18 protein-coding genes and 1 other RNA gene are annotated in these 17,435 nt (G+C 70.6%); 15 read left to right on the top strand and 4 right to left on the bottom strand.

The window, feature by feature from the left end:
• The first annotated feature begins 10 nt into the window (after window positions 1-10).
• From IPG65_RS18110 to IPG65_RS18075, 8 genes are all read left to right on the top strand, one after another.
• Window positions 11-2,308, top strand: a complete 2,298-nt coding sequence (locus tag IPG65_RS18110; protein ID WP_293193064.1) for a cation-translocating P-type ATPase — start codon at window positions 11-13, stop codon at window positions 2,306-2,308.
• A complete protein-coding gene (gene ccoS / locus IPG65_RS18105) occupies window positions 2,308-2,445 on the top strand; it encodes a cbb3-type cytochrome oxidase assembly protein CcoS (protein WP_293192507.1) in 138 nt (45 codons plus the stop codon). The genes IPG65_RS18110 and ccoS overlap by 1 nt, the downstream gene beginning before the upstream one ends.
• Window positions 2,446-2,512: 67 nt before the next feature.
• Window positions 2,513-3,949: a cytochrome-c oxidase, cbb3-type subunit I gene (gene ccoN / locus IPG65_RS18100; RefSeq protein ID WP_293192505.1), complete on the top strand. Its 1,437-nt coding sequence runs from the start codon at window positions 2,513-2,515 to the stop codon at window positions 3,947-3,949.
• Between the two features lie 42 nt (window positions 3,950-3,991).
• Window positions 3,992-4,594 (top strand): cytochrome-c oxidase, cbb3-type subunit II, encoded by a 603-nt coding sequence (gene ccoO / locus IPG65_RS18095; RefSeq protein ID WP_293192503.1) that lies wholly within the window; start codon window positions 3,992-3,994, stop codon window positions 4,592-4,594.
• Between the two features lie 18 nt (window positions 4,595-4,612).
• Window positions 4,613-4,750 (top strand): cbb3-type cytochrome c oxidase subunit 3, encoded by a 138-nt coding sequence (locus IPG65_RS18090; RefSeq protein WP_293192502.1) that lies wholly within the window; start codon window positions 4,613-4,615, stop codon window positions 4,748-4,750.
• 36 nt (window positions 4,751-4,786) lie between these two features.
• On the top strand, window positions 4,787-5,710 hold the full coding sequence (ccoP, locus tag IPG65_RS18085) for a cytochrome-c oxidase, cbb3-type subunit III (protein WP_293192500.1): 924 nt from the start codon (window positions 4,787-4,789) through the stop codon (window positions 5,708-5,710).
• 22 nt (window positions 5,711-5,732) lie between these two features.
• Window positions 5,733-7,160, top strand: coding sequence for a cytochrome c oxidase accessory protein CcoG (gene ccoG, locus IPG65_RS18080; protein ID WP_293192498.1), 1,428 nt, complete (start codon window positions 5,733-5,735; stop codon window positions 7,158-7,160).
• 4 nt (window positions 7,161-7,164) lie between these two features.
• On the top strand, window positions 7,165-7,446 hold the full coding sequence (locus IPG65_RS18075) for a nitrogen fixation protein FixH (RefSeq protein ID WP_293192496.1): 282 nt from the start codon (window positions 7,165-7,167) through the stop codon (window positions 7,444-7,446).
• Between the two features lie 213 nt (window positions 7,447-7,659).
• Here the strand turns inward: IPG65_RS18075 and ffs are convergent.
• Window positions 7,660-7,756, bottom strand: an RNA gene (gene ffs / locus IPG65_RS18070) — signal recognition particle sRNA small type.
• A 5-nt stretch (window positions 7,757-7,761) separates the two neighbouring features.
• Window positions 7,762-8,013, bottom strand: a complete 252-nt coding sequence (locus IPG65_RS18065; protein WP_293192494.1) for a hypothetical protein — start codon at window positions 8,011-8,013, stop codon at window positions 7,762-7,764.
• Between the two features lie 175 nt (window positions 8,014-8,188).
• Here IPG65_RS18065 and dnaX point away from each other — a divergent pair, with 175 nt between their 5' ends.
• From dnaX to IPG65_RS18045, 4 genes are all read left to right on the top strand, one after another.
• Window positions 8,189-10,132 (top strand): DNA polymerase III subunit gamma/tau, encoded by a 1,944-nt coding sequence (gene dnaX / locus IPG65_RS18060; RefSeq protein ID WP_293192492.1) that lies wholly within the window; start codon window positions 8,189-8,191, stop codon window positions 10,130-10,132.
• A 29-nt stretch (window positions 10,133-10,161) separates the two neighbouring features.
• Window positions 10,162-10,497 (top strand): YbaB/EbfC family nucleoid-associated protein, encoded by a 336-nt coding sequence (locus tag IPG65_RS18055; RefSeq protein WP_293192489.1) that lies wholly within the window; start codon window positions 10,162-10,164, stop codon window positions 10,495-10,497.
• Window positions 10,498-10,531: 34 nt separating this feature from the next.
• Window positions 10,532-11,116, top strand: a complete 585-nt coding sequence (gene recR / locus IPG65_RS18050; RefSeq protein ID WP_293192486.1) for a recombination mediator RecR — start codon at window positions 10,532-10,534, stop codon at window positions 11,114-11,116.
• 214 nt (window positions 11,117-11,330) lie between these two features.
• Window positions 11,331-12,392, top strand: coding sequence for an ABC transporter substrate-binding protein (locus IPG65_RS18045; RefSeq protein ID WP_293192483.1), 1,062 nt, complete (start codon window positions 11,331-11,333; stop codon window positions 12,390-12,392).
• Window positions 12,393-12,431: 39 nt separating this feature from the next.
• On the opposite strand, the gene IPG65_RS18040 is transcribed toward IPG65_RS18045, so the two are convergent.
• Both IPG65_RS18040 and gloB read right to left on the bottom strand, forming a co-directional pair.
• Complete coding sequence (locus IPG65_RS18040) at window positions 12,432-13,979, bottom strand: transglycosylase SLT domain-containing protein (RefSeq protein ID WP_293192480.1); 1,548 nt, start codon at window positions 13,977-13,979, stop codon at window positions 12,432-12,434.
• On the bottom strand, window positions 13,976-14,746 hold the full coding sequence (gloB, locus tag IPG65_RS18035) for a hydroxyacylglutathione hydrolase (RefSeq protein ID WP_293192478.1): 771 nt from the start codon (window positions 14,744-14,746) through the stop codon (window positions 13,976-13,978). Before gloB ends, IPG65_RS18040 begins: the two co-directional genes overlap by 4 nt.
• Window positions 14,747-14,776: 30 nt before the next feature.
• On the opposite strand from gloB, the gene IPG65_RS18030 reads away from it, so the two are divergent.
• The 3 genes from IPG65_RS18030 to IPG65_RS18020 all read left to right on the top strand — a co-directional run bounded on the left by IPG65_RS18030 (window position 14,777) and on the right by IPG65_RS18020 (window position 17,431).
• Entirely contained in the window at window positions 14,777-15,586 is an 810-nt protein-coding gene (locus tag IPG65_RS18030; RefSeq protein WP_293192476.1) for a methyltransferase domain-containing protein, read from the top strand.
• Window positions 15,573-16,043: a ribonuclease HI gene (gene rnhA, locus IPG65_RS18025; RefSeq protein WP_293192474.1), complete on the top strand. Its 471-nt coding sequence runs from the start codon at window positions 15,573-15,575 to the stop codon at window positions 16,041-16,043. The genes IPG65_RS18030 and rnhA overlap by 14 nt, the downstream gene beginning before the upstream one ends.
• A 131-nt stretch (window positions 16,044-16,174) precedes the next feature.
• Window positions 16,175-17,431: an efflux RND transporter periplasmic adaptor subunit gene (locus tag IPG65_RS18020; protein WP_293192472.1), complete on the top strand. Its 1,257-nt coding sequence runs from the start codon at window positions 16,175-16,177 to the stop codon at window positions 17,429-17,431.
• Window positions 17,432-17,435: the final 4 nt, after the last annotated feature.

Below are 17,435 nucleotides of genomic sequence, written 5' to 3'. Positions count from 1 at the left end.
GACTCCTCCAATGCCGCTGGCGGCGGCCCGGACGGACGGCCCGACGCGCGCGGCGCCGGGCTTTGCCCTGCTGGACGAGCGCGACGAATGGCTCGCCTTCAGCCGCGAGCTGCCAGCTTCTTCCCCCGGCGGGCCAGGCGCGCGTTGGGAATCCAGCGTCGTCTTCGAGGGCATGCATTGCGCGGCCTGCGCCGTAACCATCGAGCAGGCCCTGCGCGGCGCCCCGGGCGTGCGCGAGGCGGAAGTCAACGCGGCCAGCCACCGCGGCCGCGTGGTCTGGGAGGAGGGGGCGACCCGGCCGTCGGAATGGATGCAGGCCGTGATGCGCACCGGCTACCGCCCCGTGCCCGCGCACGACGCCTGGGCCAGCGCGCGCCGCCAGGCCGAGACGCGCCGCATGCTGTGGCGCCTGGGCGTGGCGGGCTTGTGCATGATGCAGGTGATGATGTACGCCGCGCCGACGTACTTCACCGCGCCGGGCGAGATCGAGCCCGGCATCGTATACCTGCTGCGCTGGGCGCAGTGGCTGCTGTCGGTGCCGGTCGTGCTGTTCTCGTGCCAGCCGTTCCTGGGGGGCGCGTTGCGGGATCTGAAGCTGCGCCGCGTCAGCATGGATCTTCCCGTGGCGCTGGGCATGGTGATCACTTTCGTCGTCAGCACGCTGGGCACCTTCGAGCCCGAGGGCGTGTTCGGGCACGAGGTGTACTTCGACTCGCTCACCATGTTCGTGTTCTTCCTGCTCACCGGCCGCTGGCTGGAGCTGCGCCTGCGCGATCGCACCGCCGGCGCGCTGGAGGCGCTGATGCACCGCCTGCCCGACAGCGTGGAGCGCCGCAACGCGGCTGGCGGCTGGGAGCGCGTGTCGGCGCGCCGCGTGCGCGTGGAGGACGTGGTGCGCGTGCTGCCGGGCGAAGCCTTTCCCGCCGACGGCGTGGTGCTCGGCGGCCACACCTCGGTCGACGAAGCCCTGCTGACCGGCGAATCCACACCGCTGGCGCGCGGCCAGGGGCAGCGCGTGGTGGCCGGCAGCCACAACCTGACCGCGCCGGTCGAGGTGCGCGTGGAGCAGGTGGGCGCCGAGACGCGCTATGCGCAGATCGTGGCGCTGATGGAGCAGGCCTCGATCAGCAAGCCGCGCATCGCCCAGCGGGCCGACCGACTGGCCACGCCCTTTCTCGTCTTCGTGCTGCTGGCCGCCGGGCTCGCTTGCGCCTGGTGGTGGCCCAGCGATCCGGGACGGGCACCGATGGTCGCGGTGGCGATCCTGGTGGTCACCTGTCCGTGCGCCCTGTCGCTGGCCACGCCGGCCGCCATGCTGGCCAGCGCCGGCGCGCTGGCCCGGCGGGGCGTGCTGGTGCGGCGGCTGCAGGCGATCGAGGCGCTGGCCGAGGTGGACACGGTGGTGTTCGATAAGACCGGCACGCTGACGCGCGACGCCTTCGTGCTGGAGCAGGTCCATGTGCGCGCAGGCGTGACGCCCGCGCAGGCGCTGGCCCTGGCGGCGGCGCTGGCGCAGGGCAGCCTGCACCCGGTCTCGCGTGCCTTGCTGGCGGCGGCGCGGGATGCGGGGGCGGTCGCCGCTGCGGATGTGCAAGAGGTGGCCGAGGTGGCTGGCCAGGGCGTGCGGGGCCGGATCGGCGATGCGCGGGGCGAGGTGCGGCTGGGCTCGGCGGATTTCTGCGGCGTACCTGCCGGCTCTCCGGCCGGCCCGGCGAGCCATTTGAGCGACGCGCGCGGCTGGCTGGCGAGCTTCCATCTGCGCGAGGATCTGCGCCCGGACGCGGCGTCGGCCGTTGCCGCCCTGCACGAGCTGGGCCTGCGGGTGCGCCTGATGTCGGGCGACCGCCCGCAGGCGACCGAGCGGGTCGGCCACCTGGCGGGCATTGATGAGGTGCTGGGTGGTTGCACGCCGGCCGACAAGTTGCGCCTGGCGCGCGAGGCGCAGCGCCAGGGCGCCCGCGTGGCCATGGTGGGCGATGGCCTGAACGACGGCCCGGTGCTGGCTGGCGCCCACGTGTCGTTCGCCTTCGGCCGGGCCGTGCCGCTGGCGCGGGCGCAAGCGGATTTCGTCGTCCTGGGCAAGCGGCTGATGCTGATCGACTCCACCCAGCGCCAGGCCCGGCGCACCCTGCGCATCGTCAAGCAGAACCTGGGCTGGGCCGTGGCCTACAACGCGGCGGGGGTGCCACTGGCGATGGTGGGCTGGATGCCGGCCTGGGCGGCGGGGCTGGGCATGGCGGCGAGTTCGCTGCTGGTGGTGCTCAACGCGCTGCGCCTGGCCTCCGGGCCGGACCTGGAGGGGGCGTGATGGACATTCTTTTTCTGCTGATCCCGCTGTCGGTGGTGCTGGTGTTCTTCATCCTGGGAGCGCTGGGCTGGGCCATCCACCGGGGTCAGTTCGAGGACGTGGACCGAGAGGGCGAGCGGATTCTCGAGCACGATTGATTTACATCAAGCAAAACCATGGCGGGTTCCAGGACACTGCGAACGGAATGAAAAGGAAGAGGCTGAAATGACATTCGCCAATACACAAGCGACGGTCTACAACGACAAGGTGGTCCGGCAGTTCGCCATCATGACGGTGGTCTGGGGCGTGATCGGCATGCTGGTGGGTGTGATCGTCGCCGCGCAGCTGGCCTGGCCGGAGCTGAATTTCGGCATCCCCTGGCTCAGCTACGGCCGCCTGCGGCCGCTGCACACCAACGCGGTGATCTTCGCCTTTGGCGGGTGCGGGCTGATCGGCACCTCCTACTACGTGGTGCAGCGCACCTGCCAGGTGCGCCTGTTCTCCGACAAGCTGGCGGCCTTCACCTTCTGGGGCTGGCAACTGGTCATCGTGGCGGCTGTCCTCTCGTTGCCGCTGGGCTACACCAGCGCCAAGGAGTACGCCGAACTGGAGTGGCCGATCGACATCCTGATCACCCTGGTCTGGGTGTCCTACGCCGTGGTGTTCTTCGGCACCGTGGGCACGCGCCGGGTCAGGCACATCTACGTGGCCAACTGGTTCTATGGCGGGTTCATCCTGGCCATCGCGCTGCTGCACGTGGTCAACAGCGCCGCGTGGCCGGTCGGCTTGATGAAGTCGTACTCCGCCTACGCCGGCGTGCAGGACGCCATGGTGCAGTGGTGGTACGGCCACAACGCGGTGGGCTTCTTCCTGACGGCGGGCTTCCTGGGGATGATGTACTACTTCATCCCCAAGCAGGCCGAGCGGCCGGTGTACAGCTACCGCCTTTCCATCGTCCACTTCTGGGCGCTGATCTTCACCTACATGTGGGCCGGGCCCCACCACCTGCACTACACGGCGCTGCCGGACTGGGTGCAGTCGGTGGGCATGGTGTTCTCGCTGATCCTGCTGGCGCCGAGCTGGGGCGGCATGATCAACGGCATCATGACCCTCTCGGGCGCGTGGCACAAGCTGCGCGAGGATCCGATCCTGCGCTTCCTGATCGTGGCGCTGTCGTTCTACGGCATGTCCACCTTCGAGGGGCCGATGATGTCGATCAAGACGGTCAACGCGCTCAGCCACTACACCGACTGGACGGTGGGCCACGTGCACTCCGGCGCGCTGGGCTGGGTGGGCCTGATCACCATGGGCTCGATGTACTACATGATCCCGCGCCTGTTCGGCCGCAAGCAGATGTACAGCGTCCGGGCCATCGAGGCGCATTTCTGGATCGCCACCATCGGCATCGTGGTGTACATCGCCGCGATGTGGATCGCCGGCGTGATGCAGGGCCTGATGTGGCGGGCGGTCAACACCGACGGCACGCTCACCTACACCTTCGTCGAGTCCGTCAAGGCGACCTACCCGTTCTACGTGCTGCGCCTGCTGGGTGGCCTGCTGTACCTGGGCGGCATGGTCATCATGCTGTGGAACACCATCAAGACGGCCACGGCCGGGCGGGCGGTGCCGGTGCAGATTCCCGCCGTCGCGGCGCACGCCTGAAGCCAAAGAAGAAGAGGGCAAAAGCATCATGGCTCAAGAAAGGTGACCGGCCACGCCCGGATCGAGACCAGCAACTTCCTGATGATCGTGCTGATCCTGCTGGTGGTCTCCGTCGGTGGACTGGTGGAGATCGTGCCGCTGTTCTTCCAGAAGTCCACCACGCAGCCGATCGAGGGCCTCAAGCCCTACACCGCGCTGCAGGTGGTCGGGCGCGACATCTACGTGCGCGAGGGCTGCTACAACTGCCATTCGCAGATGATCCGACCGTTCCGCGCCGAGGCCCTGCGCTATGGGCCGTACTCAGTGGCGGGCGAGTTCGTGTACGACCGGCCCCACCAGTGGGGCAGCAAGCGCACCGGCCCCGATCTGGCGCGCGTGGGCGGGCGCTACTCCGACGACTGGCACCGAGCGCACCTCAACAACCCGCGCGACGTGGTCCCCGAGTCCAACATGCCCGCCTACCCCTGGCTGGAGCGCAGCGCCGCCGACGCCGACACGGTGCAGACCCACATGCGCGGCCTGCGCACCCTGGGCGCGCCCTACACCGACGAGGAAATCGCCAAGGCGCCCGAGGAGGTCAAGGGCAAGACGGAGATGGAAGCCCTCATCGCCTACCTGCAGGTGCTGGGCATTCACCGCAAGTAAGCCGCGAGGCGCATCGTCATGGACATCAATCTTCTGCGCAGCATCGTGACCGTGGTGGCGCTCATTGCGTTCATCGGCATCGTGGTCTGGGCCTGGTCGGACCGCAACCGGGCGCGCTTCGAGGAAGCGGCGCGGCTGCCCTTCGAGCAGGACTGATCCGGCCTGGCACCGCCGCACGACAAGGAACGACAAATGAGCGACTTCACGAGCAACTTCTGGTCGGTGTTCATCACCGCCATCACCATTGGCGGCATCGTGTTCTGCCTGGCGCTGCTGTGGATCAGCGGCAAGACCAAGGCCATGACCCTGCACGACAACACCACCGGCCACGTCTGGGACGAAGACCTGCGCGAGATGAACAACCCGCTGCCGCGCTGGTGGGTGGGGCTGTTCATCATCACCTGCGTGTTCGCGGTCGCGTACCTGTACCTGTACCCGGGCCTGGGGTCGTATGCCGGCTCGCTGAACTGGTCGCAGACCGGCCAATTCGATCGCGAGGTCGAGCGCGGCAATGAGCAGGTGGCCCCCATCTACGCCGCCTTCGCCGGCAAGAGCCCCGAGGATCTGGCCAAGGACGCGCAGGCCATGGCCATCGGCGACCGGCTGTTCATGAACAACTGCGCGCAGTGCCACGGCTCCGACGCGCGCGGCAGCAAGGGCTTCCCCAACCTGACCGACCACCAGTGGAACTGGGGCGGCCAGCCCGAGCAGATCCGCGAAACCATCGCCAAGGGCCGCACCGGCGTCATGACGCCGATGGGTGCCGCCGTCGGCTCGCCGGAGGACGTGCGCAACCTGGCCAACCACGTGCTCAGCCTGTCCGGCGCGCCGCACGACTCGGTCCGCGCCAACCTGGGCCGCGAGAAATTCATGGTGTGCGCCGCTTGCCACGGGGCCGATGGCAAGGGCAACGCGGCGCTGGGCGCCCCCAACCTGACGAGCGGCATCTTCACCCATGGTCCCGGCGTGGAGTCGCACATCGTCAACATGATCAATAGCGGCAAGACCGGCGTCATGCCGGCCTGGGAGAGCAAGTTCACGCCCGAGCAACTGACGGTGTTGACTGCCTACGTCTGGGGCAGGGGCGGCGGCGAGCCCGCCGCAGCCAAGAACTGACTCCCCGCAGCCCTTGCCTCCCATGAACCAGCGCTCCGCCACCCAGCATCCCGCCGTCGCCGACCACGCGGGCGACGAGGTGATGGTGTCGCTGTACGAGGCGCACAAGAAGGTCTATCCCCGCAGCGTGACGGGGCTGTTCGCCAAGTGGCGCTGGTTCTTCGTCTTCGCCACGCAGATCTTCTACTACGGCATGCCCTGGCTCCAGTGGGGTGGGCGCCAAGCCATGCTGTTCGACCTGGACGCCCGGCGCTTCTACATCTTCGGCTTGGTCCTGTATCCGCAGGACGTGATCTACCTGGCCGCCATCCTTATCATCTCGGCGCTGCTGCTGTTCCTGTTCACCACCGTGGCCGGGCGCCAATGGTGCGGCTACAGCTGCCCGCAAACCGTCTACACCGAGATCTTCCTGTGGATCGAGCGCCGCATCGAGGGCGACCGCTCCGCGCGCATGCGGCTCGACGCGGCGGCCCTGTCGCCCAACAAGCTGCTGCGCAAGGGTGCCAAGCAGGCGGCCTGGATCGCCGTCGGCCTGTGGACGGGCTTCACCTTCGTCGGCTACTTCACGCCCATCCGCGAGCTGGCCTCGCACGTCGTCCACTGGTCGCTGGGGCCGTGGGAGATGTTCTGGATCTCCTTCTACGGCTTCGCCACCTACGGCAACGCCGGCTACATGCGCGAGCAGGTGTGCAAGTACATGTGCCCCTACGCGCGTTTCCAGAGCGCCATGTTCGACAAGGACACGCTCATCGTCACCTACGACGCCCGGCGCGGCGAGCCGCGCGGCGCGCGCTCGCGCAAGGCCGACCCGAAGACGCTGGGCCTGGGCGACTGCGTCAACTGCACGCTGTGCGTGCAGGTCTGCCCGACCGGGATCGACATCCGCAACGGGCTGCAGCACGAATGCATCAGCTGCGCCGCGTGCATCGACGTCTGCAACGACGTGATGGACAAGGTCGGCTACCCGCGCGGGCTGATCCGCTACTCCACCGAGCACGCGCTGGAGCAGGGCTGGGACAGCCGCCGCATCGTGCGCCATGTGCTGCGCCCGCGCGTGCTGGTGTACGCGACCATCCTGGCGGCCGTGACCCTGGCGCTGGTCGCCAGCCTGTTCCTGCGCACGCCGTTCAAGGTAGACATCGTGCGCGACCGCGCCACGCTGGCGCGCATCGTCGAGGGCGGCCTGATCGAGAACGTCTACCGTCTCCAGATCATGAACGCCACCGAGCAGCCGCGCACCTACACACTGGCCGCCGAGGGCCTGCTGGGGCTGGAGCTGGCGACGGACGCCAGCGTCACCATCGACGGCGCGCAGGCGCTGTGGGTGCCGGTGCGGCTGCGCCTGCCCTACGACGCGGCCCGGCCCGGCTCGCACGAGATCCACTTCCTCGTGCGGTCGCCGGACGTGGGCGAGGTCAAGGAAAAATCCGTCTTCATGGTCCCGAGGTAGCCCGATGAACCCCTCCCAGACATCCTCTTCCGGCCCGTGGTGGAAGTACGGCCACATGTGGCTGGTGGTCAGCGGCCCGGCGGTCGTCGTCGTGGCCGGTTTCGTCACGCTGTACCTGGCCATCCGCTGGCCCGATCCGGTGTACACCGATGCGACGCGGCCCATCCCGCAGGTGAGTCAAGTCGTCCCTGGCGCCGCCGCGCTGGCGCCCGCCATGCAGGCGCGCAACCATGCGGCCACCGGCGGCGTGGCCGCGCCCGGCGCCGCACCGGCCGCGCAGCCGTGATGGGCACGGTCCTCAAGGACAGCGGGTGCTTCGCGATGATTTGATGTGGGGCGCCTGCCCCGCCTTGAGGGCGGCGGTGCTGCGGATGCGGGTCTCCAGCATTTTCACCCCGCACACCTGCGTTTTTGATCAAAACAGGCGTTTGCCCGCGCCCAAATTGCGCTGTCAGCTACAAATATAGTAGCGGAAGGCGTCTTGAGAGGAGGGCGGAAAGGTGACGAGCCTTGACCCCGGCACTGACTCCAGAGTGAGGGCTGCTTGGTTCCCCACCTGACCCGGTTGGCTCCTTCACCATGCGGGAAGGCCCGTCGAGGTCTATTGTAGTGGCTGCAGGCGGCGCTGCGCTTCGGTGGGGCCGAAGCTGAGGGCCAGCAGGTTGAAGACCTCGGCGCGCAGCAGGTCGATCTGCTGCGATTCCTGGCAGTCGCGCAGGCGCGCCATCAGGCGTCCGGCGCGGGGGTGGCGACAGTCGCACAGCAACTGCACCAGCGCGGCGGCCTGTGGACAGGCGTCGGCCAGGGCCGTCTCCGGGTCGGCGAAATCAGGACTCTCGATGCGGTGCAGCATGGTGTGGACGGGGGAGGCTGGCGCGGGGCGCCGCGTGACCGGCGATGACATTTATATTGCACTGCAGCATACCCCCTTTGCCCGGCGGTGTGAGGCAGCGTTGCCATAACGCATCAGTTTCTGAATCGGTTCCCTAATCGCGGCCTCGTCCTTTTCGCCCCGTAAAATTGGCGCCATGTCTTATTTGGTGCTGGCCCGCAAATACCGGCCGCGGAACTTCTCCGAGATGGTGGGCCAGGAGCACGTGGTGCAGGCCCTGAGCAACGCGCTCACGCAGCAGCGCCTGCACCATGCCTACCTGTTCACCGGCACGCGCGGCGTGGGCAAGACCACGGTCTCGCGCATCCTGGCCAAGTCGCTCAACTGCACCGGCGCCGACGGGAAGGGCGGCATCACCGCCACGCCCTGCGGCCAGTGCCCGGCCTGCAGGGACATAGACGCCGGCCGCTTCGTCGACTACACCGAGCTGGACGCCGCCAGCAACCGCGGCGTGGACGAGGTGCAGGGCCTGCTGGAGCAGGCCGTCTACAAGCCCGTGCAGGGCCGCTTCAAGGTCTTCATGATCGACGAAGTGCACATGCTCACCGGCCACGCCTTCAACGCGATGCTGAAGACGCTGGAGGAGCCGCCCGAATACCTCAAGTTCGTGCTCGCCACCACCGATCCGCAGAAAGTGCCGGTCACCGTGCTGAGCCGCTGCCTGCAGTTCAACCTGCGCCCCATGGCGCCCGAGACGGTGCTGGAGCACCTGGCGCGCGTGCTGGCGCAAGAGAGCGTGCCCGCCGAGCCCCAGGCGCTGCGCTTGCTGGCGCGCGCCGCGCGCGGCTCCATGCGCGACGCGCTCAGCCTGACCGACCAGGCCATCGCCTTCGGCTCCGGCCGCATCGACGAAGCCCCGGTGCGCCTGATGCTGGGCAGCGCCGACCGCGGCGCCGTCTTCGGCCTCATCGCCGCCCTGGCGGCCGGCGACGGCAAGGCGGTGGTCGAGCAGTCCGAGCAGCTGCGCGCCGCCGGCCTGTCCGCCGCCGCCACGCTGGAGGACATGGCCGGCGTGCTGCAGCGCATGGCCGTGCGCCAGGCCGTGCCCGGCATGGCCATCGACGACACCGATCCCGACGCGCAGGAAACCGCGCGCCTGGCCGGCTCGATGCCGCCCGACGAGACCCAGCTTCTCTACAGCCTGTGCATCCACGGCCGCGCCGAGTTGGGGCTGGCGCCCGACGAATACGCCGGCCTGACCATGGTGTTGCTGCGGCTGCTGCCCTTCAAGGCGGGCGCGGCGGAAAAAAAAACTCTGAAAACGGCTGAGGTGCCGCCCCCGGCGCCCACCCCCGCGCCGCCGCCTGGGCGCGCGTCCATCGATCCACCCCCGGCCCCAGCCGCAGCGCCTGAACCGCCGCCTCCGGCGATGGCGGCCGTCGAAGCGGCGTCCAGCGACGCGGCCGCAGGCGAATTCGCCCCGCTCGATGCCGACCCGGCCGACCAGCCGCCCCCCGATGAATGGGCGCCCGACGACCTGCTGCCGGCGGCTCTGTCGCCCCGCGCGCACCCGTCGGTGCAGCCGCTGCCCGTGCGCCAGCGGCCGCCGTCCGCCGATTCAGTGCAAAAAGTGCCTAAAGCCCACGCCGAGTATGCGCCAAAAGCTACTGAAATAGTAGCAGTCAAGGTGCGCGAAAGCCCCGCCGCCGGGCCCGCGCCCCAAGCCACCTTACCCCAGCCGCTCCCCGTGCAGGCCACGTCCGAGGGCGATTTCTGGCATGCGCTGGTGCAGGAGCTGGTCGCGCGCGAGGCCATCGCCGCGCTGGTGCGCGAGCTGGCCCTGCAGTCGCAACTGGTGGCCCGCGCCGAGGGCGAGTGGACGCTGCGCGTCGAGCGAGAATCGCTCGGCCAGTCCGCCGCGCGCGAGCGCCTGCAGGCCGCGCTGGCCGACGCCGGCCATGCCGTGCGCCTGCGCGTCGAGACCGGCCCCGTCGGCGACAGCCCCGCGCGCCGCAACGCCATCCACGCCGCCGGCCGCCTGAAGGCCGCCGAGGCGCTGCTCATGGCCGACCCCTTCGTGCAGGAGATGATGCGCGACTTTGGGGCGAGAATCGTGCCCGGCAGCATCAAGGCCCTTTGATGCCATGACGACTTGAAAGAAGGAACCCGATGTTCAACAAAGGACAACTCGCCGGCCTGATGAAACAGGCCCAGGCCATGCAGGACAACCTGAAGAAGGCGCAGGACGAACTGGCCACGCTCGAAGTCGAGGGCGAATCCGGCGCCGGCCTGGTCAAGGTGCTGATGACCTGCAAGCACGACGTCAAGCGCGTCACCATCGACCCCAGCCTGCTGGCCGACGACAAGGACATGCTGGAAGACCTGGTCGCCGCCGCCTTCAACGCGGCCGTGCGCAAGGCCGAGGAGGTGTCGGCCGAGAAGATGGGCAAGCTGATGCCCGCCGGCATGCCCGGCCTGCCGCCGGGGATGAAGCTCCCATTCTGAGGTCGAGCGCTTGGCGCTCAACGCCAGCCTCCCCATGCCCCACGCTCTCGACACCCTCGTGCAGTCGCTGCGCCGCCTGCCCGGCGTGGGCGTGCGCTCGGCGCAGCGCATGGCCTTCCACCTGCTGCAGCACGACCGCGAGGGCGCGCGGGTGCTGGCGCGCGCGCTGGAAGGCGCGGTGGCCCAGGTGCGCCACTGCGCGCAGTGCCACACCTTCACCGAAAGCGAGATCTGCGCCACTTGCGCCGACCCCCGGCGCGACGCCAGCAAACTGTGCGTGGTCGAGACACCGGCCGACCAGGCGGCCCTGGAGCGCACCAGTGCGTTCCAGGGCCGCTACTTCGTGCTCATGGGCCGGCTCAGTCCGCTCGACGGCATCGGCCCGCACGACATCGGCGTGCACGAGCTGATCGAGCGCGCCGCCGACGGCGTGGTGCAGGAGGTGATCCTGGCCACCAACTTCACCGCCGAGGGCGAGGCCACGGCGCACGTCATCGGCCAGGCCTTGAGAAGCCGTGGCCTCACGGTGACGCGGCTGGCGCGCGGCGTGCCGGCCGGCAGCGAGCTGGAGTACGTCGACCTGGGCACCATCGCCCACGCGCTGGTGGATCGGCGCTGAGCGGCACCTCGGTCCACCCGGTAACTCATTTTTCGATAGCTGTCGGCGAAGTACCGGTGCCGGCTGAAGGCCGATTTGTCTTGAAACGCGGTGAGATCGGCGCGAGCCGGCAGGCGACGCCATCAAGACAAACCCGATGCGGGCACGACCCGATGCGGCGGTGTGCGCTCCTGGGCTAACGTGGGCTCCCTTGCGCCCCACCGCCGCCGCTTCCGTGTCTCTCTCTCCCGTTCGCGTCCATCGCCCGCGCCGCAGGCTGCTGGCGGCGGCGCCGTGGCTGGCACTGCTGGCCGCCGCCGGCCGGCCGGCAGCGCAGACGCGAGTCGAGAAGCCCCACGTGACCCTGGCGGTGGGCGGCAAGGCGGCGCTGTACTACCTGCCGCTCACCATCGCCAAGCAGTTGAAGTTCTTCGACGACGAGGGGCTGCAGGTCGAGTTGCAGGACCACGCTGGCGGCGCCCTGGCGCAGCAGGCCATGTTGGCCGGCCAGGCGGACGTGGCCGCCGGCGCCTACGAGCACACCATCCTGCTGCGGCAGCGGGGGCAGAACTGCCGTTCCTTCGTGCTGCTGGGGCGGGCGCCGCAACTGGTGTTCGGCGTCGGTAGCCGGGCGCTGCCGGACTTCCGGCACGTGGCGCAGCTGCGGGGGCGGCGCATCGGCATCTCGTGGCCCGATTCGTCCACGCAGTGGTTCGCGCACCGTGTGCTGGCGCGCGGCGGCCTGGGGCCGTCCGACGTGGAGTTCGTCGGCGTCGGCACCTCCCTGGCGGCCGTGTCGGCGTTGCGCGAGGGCCGCATCGATGCGCTGGCCAACATCGATCCGGTGATCAGCATGCTGGCGTTTCGCGGCGAGATCCGCGTCATCGCCGACACGCGCTCGCTGCGCGGCGCGCAGGACCTGTATGGCGGCCCCATGCCGGCGGGCTGCCTGTACGCGCCGCAGGGCTTCGTGCTGCGCTACCCGCGGACGGTGCAGGCGCTGGTCAACGCCGTGGTGCGCGCGCTCAAGTGGCTGCAGACGGCCGGGCCCAGCGACATCGTGCGCGCCGTGCCCGAGGCCTACATGCACGATGACCGCGCCGTCTACCTGGCGGCGCTGGACAAGGCGCGCGAAGCCTTGTCGCCCGACGGCATGCTGTCGGAGGACGGCGTGCTGACCGCGCACCGCGTGGCGGCGCAGTACGCGCCGGGCACCCCGTCCGTGCGCTCGGCGGCGCCGGCCGCCACCTACACCAACGAATTCGCGCGCCGCGCCAAGCTGAAGTTCCAGGCTTGAGCGGAGTTTCGGGCCGGCGCCTGCCACCGCCGCCGGCTTTCAGCGCTTCCTGTTGCCCATGGACTTGGCCGCGCGGGCCACTGGGGCCTTGGCGGACTTCGCGCCAACGCGCCCCTGGGCGGACCGGGCGGCCTGGCGCTGCTTCGCCGCCGGGGCAGCGCGGCCCCGGGGCGCCGACGCGCGCGCGGCCGACGCGCGCACCGGCAGGTACAGCACCACGGCCTGGCCGCTCTTGAGGCTGGCGCGGCCCTGGTTCCACCCGGCGACGGTGGCGGCGGGCAGGTCGTAGCGGGCCGCGATGGTGGCGATCGAGTCGCCCCGGCGCGCGTGCACGGTGGTGCGGCGCAGCACGACCTCGGGCGTGTAGGCGACGTGGGCGTTGTCCACCACGTGGCTGGCCACGGCCGCCGGCCCGTGGCCGTTGCGCGGCACCAGCAGGGTGGAGCCGCTCTTGATCATCATGCCCTTGGGGATGCCGTTGATCTGGCGGAACTCGTCCTCGTCCATCTCGACGCGGCTCGCCGCCTCGCGCGAGGGCATCGTCGCCGGCGCCACCCAGGCGGTCCAGGAGGCCAGCGAGCCGGTCGGGGCCTTGGTCAGGTTCTGCTTGAAGACGGCGGCGTTGTTCCACGGCAGCAGCACCTGCGGCGTGCCGGCGGCGAAGATGACGGGCTTGTGCTGCGACGGGTTGAGCGCCTTGAAGTCTTCCAGCCGCACCTCGGCCAGGCGCGCCGCCACCTCGACGTCGATGTCCCGGGTGATGTCCACCGTGTCGAAGAAGGGGTGGTTGTCGATCAGCGGCAGCACCGCGCCCAGGGCGTCGGGCTGGGCGATGATGTTCTTGACCGCCTGCAGCTTGGGCACGTACTGGCGCGTCTCGGCGGGCATGTTGAGGTCGAGGTAGCCCGTGCCCTGGCCGGCGGCCCGGTTGCGCTCGATGGCGCGGTTGACGTTGCCCTGGCCCCAGTTGTAGGCCGCCAGCGCCAGGTGCCAGTCGCCGAAGCGGTCGTGCAGGCGCTGCAGGTAGTCGAGCGCGGCGCGCGTGGAGGCGATCACGTCGCGCCGGTCGTCGCGCAGCGCGTTCTGGCGCAGGTCGAACGACGAGCCCGTGGCCGGCATGAACTGCCACATGCCGGCGGCCTTGGCGCTGGAGACGGCCTGCGGGTTGAAGGCCGACTCGATGTAGGGCAGCAGCGCCAGCTCGGTCGGCATGCCGCGCAGCTCCAGCTCCTCGACGACGTGGAAGATGTACAGGCGCGAGCGCTCGGTCATGCGCTGGATGTAGTCGGGCCGGCTGACGTACCACTGCTGCTGCTGCTGCACCAGCTCGGTGTCGAGGTCGGGCAGGGCGAAGCCTCGGCGGATACGCTCCCACAGGTCGGCCGGCGCATCCAGCGGCGCCACCTTGCGCGAGCGCAGCTCGGTCACGGCCACGGGGGACATGTCGCCCGCCTGCGGCATGTCCACGCGCGGCCGGGTGGTGATGGGCGCGGCACCCGCCGGCGCGTCGGTGGGCGGGGTGCCGGGCGCGGCGCAGCCGGCCAGCCAGACGCAGGCGCCCAGCGCCAGCACGTGAAGCAGTTTCATCTGAAGTGGTTCTTCCATTCGCGAAGCGCGGCGAACACCGTCACTTCGTCCGTTGCGGTTGCAGCCTGCGCGCGCACGGCTTGCGTGACGGCGGGTTCACGGCTGCGCAGGAATGGGTTGATCGCCCGCTCGATGCCGAGGGTCGAGGGCAGGGTGGGGCGCCCTTGCGCGCGCAGATCCTGGCAATGGCGCGCATGGTCGGCCAGGGCCTCGTTGCCCGGCTCCACGGCGGCGGCGAAGCGCAGGTTGCCCAGCGTGTACTCGTGCGCGCAGCACACCCGCGTGGCGGCCGGCAAGGCGGCCAGCGCGTCGAGCGAGGCCAGCATCTGCGCCGGCGTGCCCTCGAACAGCCGCCCGCAGCCGCCCGAGAACAGCGTGTCGCCGCAGAACAGCAGCGGCGCGCCGGCCACGTCGCCAGCGAAGTAGGCGATGTGGCCGGCCGTGTGGCCCGGCACGTCGATCACGCGCCAGCCGATGCCCAGCGCCCGCGCCACGTCGCCGCCACGCAGGGGAATGAAGGGCTCGTGGATGCGCTCGCGCGCCGGGCCGAACACCTGCGCGCCGGTGGCGCCGCGCAGCTCGGCCACGCCGCCGGTGTGATCAGCGTGGTGGTGCGTGACTAGAATGGACTGCAGCTTCAGGCCCAGCCGGCCCAGCGCGTCCCGCACGGGGGCGGCGTCGCCGGGGTCCACCACCAGGGCATCGCGCCCATCGTGCAACAGCCACAGGTAGTTGTCGTCGAAGGCGGGCAGGGCGATCAGTTCCATGAACAGCGGATTTTATAAGCGTCAACATCGATGACCGGATTGCGCGACTGGTTCCAGACCCCACCGGGGCAGGTGGTGTTGGCGTGGGAGCGCGAGCGCTTCGACGCCGCGCTGGCCGACGTGTTCGGCTACCACGCGCTGCAGGTCGGGCTGGCCGACATCGACACGCTGGCCGCCAACCGCATGCCGCAGCGCTGGCTGGCGCTGGTGGCGCCGCCCGCGCCGGACATGGCGGACGTGGCGCACGCGCCGGCGGGGCCGCGCGCCGCGCTGGTCACCGACAGCACGGCGTTGCCGTTCGGCGAGGCCAGCCTCGACCTGGTGGTGCTGCCGCACACGCTGGAGCTCAGCCCCGACCCGCACGCCACGCTGCGCGAGGTGCAGCGCGTGCTGGTGCACGAGGGCCGGGTGGCCATCGCCGGCCTCAACCCGGCCAGCCTGTGGGGCCTGCGCCAGCGGCGCGCGCGCTGGTGGCGGCGCCTGGGCGGCGGGCGGCTGTACCTGCCGGACGCGGGCGAGTTCATCGGCTACTGGCGCCTGCGCGACTGGCTGCGGCTGCTGGAGTTCGAGGTCGAATCCACCGTCTTCGGCTGCTACCAGCCCGCCGTGCGCGGCGCCGGCGCGCTGGCGCGCTTCGGCTGGATGGACCGCGTGGGCCGGCGCTGGTGGCCCATCTTCGGGGCGGCGTATTTCGTCGTCGCCGTCAAGCGCACGCGCGGCGCCAAGCTGGTGGGACAATCCTGGAAGAAGGTGCCCGCGGTCGTGGGTGCTCCTGCTTCGATAGCTAACCGCGCAGCACCGGCGCCGGTAAACACGGAAAAACACCTTGGATCGCATTGAGATGTACACGGACGGGGCCTGCAAGGGCAACCCCGGTCCGGGCGGCTGGGGCGCGCTGCTGCGCGCGCCCGGCCACGAGAAGGAGCTGTTCGGCGGCGAGCCGCTCACCACCAACAACCGCATGGAGCTGACGGCCGTGATCGAGGGCCTGGCCGCGCTCAAGCGTCCGTGCGAGGTCGACCTGTATCTGGACAGCCAGTACGTGCGCCAGGGCATCACCGCCTGGATCACCGGGTGGAAGGCCAAGGGCTGGCGCACCGCCGCCGGCCAGCCGGTCAAGAACATCGATCTGTGGCAGCGCCTGGATGCGCTGGCCGGCGGTGCCGGCCACCGCATCCGCTGGCACTGGGTCAAGGGCCACGCCGGGCACGAGGGCAACGAGCGCGCCGACCAACTGGCCAATCGGGGCGTGGACACCGTGCGGGCACAACGCACGCCTTCGGCGGGATTTGTGTAAAGCCCCGGTAAATCCGGGGCCCGGCACCGGCGCTCCGCGGGGTTTTCGGCCTGCGCCGCCTCTTACGCACTGCTACATTGACTGTCGGGTTGCATCTTCGCGGCCCTCGTCCTAGCTTGCACTGAACCTGAATGGCGTCCCGAACCCTCTATCTCGTCGTGGCGGTAGCGGGCATCGCCGCCGCCGCCGGTGCCGCGTGGTGGCTGCAGCGCCCGGCGTCCGCGCCCCCGGCGCAGGAGGTCGCCGCCAGCAACGGCAACGGGCGCGTCGTCGCGGTGGAGGTCGGCCGCGTGCGGCGGATGCCCCTGACCGACGCGGCCGAGACCGTGGGCAGCCTGCGCTCGCGCCAGAGCGTGGTGGTGCGGCCCGAGATCAGCGGCCGCATCACGCAGCTCAACTTTCGCGACGGCGAGCGCGTACGCCGCGGGCAACTGCTGGTGCAACTCGACGACCAGTTGCCGCGTGCCCAGGTGCAGCAGGCCCAGGCCGAGCTGTCGATCGCGCGGGCCAACCACCAGCGCAACGGCGAGTTGGTCGCGCAGGGCTTCATCAGCCGGCGCTCGGTCGACGAGAGCGCCGCGGCGCTGCAGGTGGCGCGGGCCAAGCTGGCGCTGGCCGATGCCACGGCCGCGCGGCTGCGCATCCTCGCGCCCTTCGACGGCATCACCGGCATCCGCGTGGCGAACGTGGGCGACTACGTGAAAGACGGCGCCGACATCGTCAACGTCGAGGACCTCGACGCGGTGTACGTCGATTTCCGCCTGCCCGAGCGGCTGCAGGCCAAGGTGCGGCGTGGGCAGACGGCGCAGGTGAGCTTCGACGCGCTGCCGGACGTGCGCTACGCCGCGACGGTGCAGGCGATCAACCCGCGGATCGACGCCGAGGGCCGCTCGGTGGCGGTGCGCGCCTGCATCGACAACCGGCGGCTGCAGCTGCGGCCCGGCATGTTCGCCCGCGTGACGGCGGTGTTCGGCGAGCGCCCCGACGCCCGCGTGGTGCCCGAGGAGGCCATCGTGCCGCAGGGCCAGGACGCCTACGTGGTGCGCATCCTGCCGGGCGGCGAGCCGGGCACGCACGTGGCGCGGCGCGTGCGGGTGAAGCTGGGCATGCGCACGCCGGGCTTCGCCGAAGTGCTGGAGGGCCTGGAACCCGGCGACGTGGTGGCCACGGCCGGCCAGCAGCGCGTGCAGGGCGACGGCGCCGTGGTGCGCGTGGTCCAACTCGGGCAAGCGGGCGCGGAAGAGGGCGCGGCGGCGCCCGGCGCCGCCGCGTCGGCGCCGCGGCCCACGCTGGCCGCGCCCGCCATGGCCGCGCCGCTGCCCGGCGCCAATCCGTGCCTGGCCGCGATGCCGGACGCGCCCGCCGCCGCGCGGCGCGCGCCCGCCTGAACGC

The sequence above is a fragment of the Ottowia sp. genome, from assembly GCF_016703145.1.
Taxonomy (GTDB): domain Bacteria; phylum Pseudomonadota; class Gammaproteobacteria; order Burkholderiales; family Burkholderiaceae_C; genus Ottowia.
Note: the sequence above shows the minus strand (reverse complement) of the source record. Positions and strands in the feature narration are given on the sequence as shown.